The 583-nt window shown below is 70.2% G+C and carries 1 protein-coding gene; it reads left to right on the top strand.

Translation table 11 applies throughout. The annotated features are described in order from the left end of the window. A partial coding sequence (locus ACOADB_RS10035) for an NIL domain-containing protein (protein ID WP_378597817.1) occupies positions 1-435 on the top strand: 435 nt, incomplete at its 5' end. Positions 436-583 lie beyond the last annotated feature (148 nt).

Below are 583 nucleotides of genomic sequence, written 5' to 3'. Positions count from 1 at the left end.
ATCCTGCTCATCACCCACGAGATGGACGCCGTACGACGAATCGCCCACCGCGTCGCGGTGATGGAGAACGGCAAGGTCGTGGAGGAGGGCGTGACCGCCGAGCTGTTCGCGGAGCCCCGGCATCCGGTGACCCGCCGCTTCGTGGGCTCGGTCGTCGACGACGTCCCGTCGCCCGTCGCGCTCGACGCCCTCCGCGCACGGCACCCCGGCCGCTTCATCCGGATCGCGTTCCGTGAGGGAACCGCGCGCCAGTCCGAGGTGTTCGCCGTGCTCCTGCGCCACGGGGTCGAGTTCGAGCTCGTCTTCGGCGGGATCGAGGAGATCCAGGGCCACACCTTCGGGAACCTCACCCTCGCCCTCACCGGCGAGGACGCCGCGATCGAGGACGCGCTGACCGACGTCAGCGGGCTCGTCGCCTGGACGGAGGTGGCCTGAGATGGACGCGTTCGCGATCGACACCCGTCTCGGCGAGCTGCAGTCGGAGTTCTGGTCGGCCACCGGCGGCACCCTGGTCATGGGCTCCATCGCCTTGGTGATCGGTGGCCTGCTCGGCCTCGGGCTCGGCCTTGGACTCTTCCTCACG

It is taken from the genome of Nocardioides sp. CPCC 206348 (assembly GCF_048654705.1).
Classification (GTDB): domain Bacteria; phylum Actinomycetota; class Actinomycetes; order Propionibacteriales; family Nocardioidaceae; genus Nocardioides.
This window is presented reverse-complemented; position numbering and strand designations above follow the sequence as displayed.